The 1,915-nt window shown below is 68.3% G+C and carries 2 protein-coding genes; both read left to right on the forward strand.

Features of this window, described 5'->3' with window-relative positions:
• The first annotated feature begins 144 nt into the window (after nt 1-144).
• Nucleotides 145-645 (forward strand): tripartite tricarboxylate transporter TctB family protein, encoded by a 501-nt coding sequence (locus VF497_RS12535; RefSeq protein WP_330889196.1) that lies wholly within the window; start codon nt 145-147, stop codon nt 643-645.
• Nucleotides 645-1,915, forward strand: a 1,271-nt coding sequence (locus tag VF497_RS12540; protein WP_330889198.1) for a tripartite tricarboxylate transporter permease, incomplete at its 3' end; no start/stop codon positions are given. The genes VF497_RS12535 and VF497_RS12540, both read left to right, overlap by 1 nt.

Genomic DNA, 1,915 nt, shown 5'->3' on the forward strand with positions numbered 1-1,915 from the left:
GGTGAAATCCGATGCCTGGAAGGACATCCTGAAGCAGAAGGGCTGGGATGACGCCTATCTCGGCGGCGATGCGTTCGCCGATTTCCTGAAGAAGGAAGTCACGCGCGTGACCGAGGTGCTGAAGTCCGTCGGCCTCGTGAAATCATGACGCCGGACACGGCCTCCGAAAACCTGCCGCGCGGGCCGGCGCGGCGGGTCGATCGCGCCGGTGTCGTCATCGCGGCCGCGCTCGCCGTCCTCGCCGCGGTGCTGGTGGTGGACGCCAGCAAGCTGCCGGCCACCACGATGTACGGGATGGGGCCGGAGGCGATGCCGATCGTGATCGCGATCGGCCTCGTCATCCTCGCGGTCGGCAATCTGATCGACGCGCTGCGCGGCAACCTGCCGCCGCGCGAGAGCATGGATCCGAAGCCGGTGTGGCTGATCATCGGCGGCCTTGCGCTCCTGATCGCGATCATCGGCCTCGGCGGTGGCTTCATCCTTGCCACCTCTGCGCTGTTCGTCACCACGTCGGCTGCCTTCGGCCGGCGCGCTGTCGCGGCCGACACCGTCATCGCGCTCGTGATCACGACCCTCATTTATCTTGCGTTCGACAAACTATTGACGCTGAGCCTGCCTGCCGGCCCGCTGGAGCGATTGCTGTGATGGACACTTTCGCCGCGCTGGCGCACGGCATGGCGGTCGCCATGCAGCCGATGAACCTGCTCTACGCGCTGATCGGCGTGTTCCTCGGCACCGCGGTCGGCGTGTTGCCGGGCATCGGTCCCGCGCTGACCGTCGCGCTGCTGCTGCCGGTGACCTACAAGCTCGATCCCGGCGGTTCGCTGATCATGTTCGCCGGCATCTACTATGGCGGCATGTATGGCGGATCGACCACCGCGATCCTGATCAACACGCCGGGCGAGAGCGCGTCGATGGCGACCGCGCTGGAAGGTAACAAGATGGCCAAGGCCGGCCGCGGCGGCCCGGCGCTGGCGACTTCGGCGATCGGCTCGTTCGTGGCCGGCACCATCGCCACCATCGGCCTCGCATTCCTCGCGCCATGGCTGGTCGACTTCGCGGTCCGGTGCGGGCCGGAGGATTACTTCGCGCTGATGTGCGTCGCCTTCGTCACGGTGTCGGCGACCTTCGGGGACTCGCCGGTTCGCGGCCTCACCAGCCTGTTCATCGGCCTGACGCTCGGGCTGATCGGCATCGACAAGCTGACCGGGCAGGCGCGGCTCGCCTTCGGCATCCCGGAGCTGCTCGACGGCGTCGAGGTGACGACGCTTGCGGTTGGCCTGTTCGCGGTGGGCGAGGCGCTCTATGTCGCCTCGCGCCGCCATCACGCCGAGGAGAAGCTCGAGCCGGTGCGCGGCTCGCTGTGGATGACGCGGGAGGACTGGCGGCGCTCGTGGAAGCCGTGGCTGCGCGGCACGCTGTTCGGCTTTCCGATCGGGGCGCTGCCGGCCGGCGGCGCCGAGATCCCGACCTTCTTGTCCTACTCAACCGAGCGGCGGCTGACCAAACATCCGGAGGAGTTCGGCAAAGGCGCAATCGAGGGCGTCGCCGGACCGGAGGCCGCCAACAACGCCTCCGCCGCCGGCACGCTGGTGCCGCTGTTGACGCTGGGGCTGCCGACCTCGGCCACCGCGGCGATGATGCTGGCGGGCTTCCAGCAATACGGCCTCAATCCCGGGCCGCTGCTGTTCGCGGAACGGCCCGATTTGGTGTGGGGCCTGATCGCGAGCCTGTTCATCGCCAACGGCATGCTGCTGGTGCTCAATCTGCCGCTGGTCGGGCTGTGGGTGCGGCTGCTCGCGATCCCGCAAGCGTGGCTCTATGCCGGCATCCTGGTGTTCGCGACCATGGGCACGATCGCGGCAAAGCCGTCGGTGGTCGAGCTGTCGATGCTGGCGGCGTTCGGCGTGATGGG

The organism is Rudaea sp., from assembly GCF_036383415.1.
Taxonomy (GTDB): domain Bacteria; phylum Pseudomonadota; class Gammaproteobacteria; order Xanthomonadales; family Rhodanobacteraceae; genus Rudaea.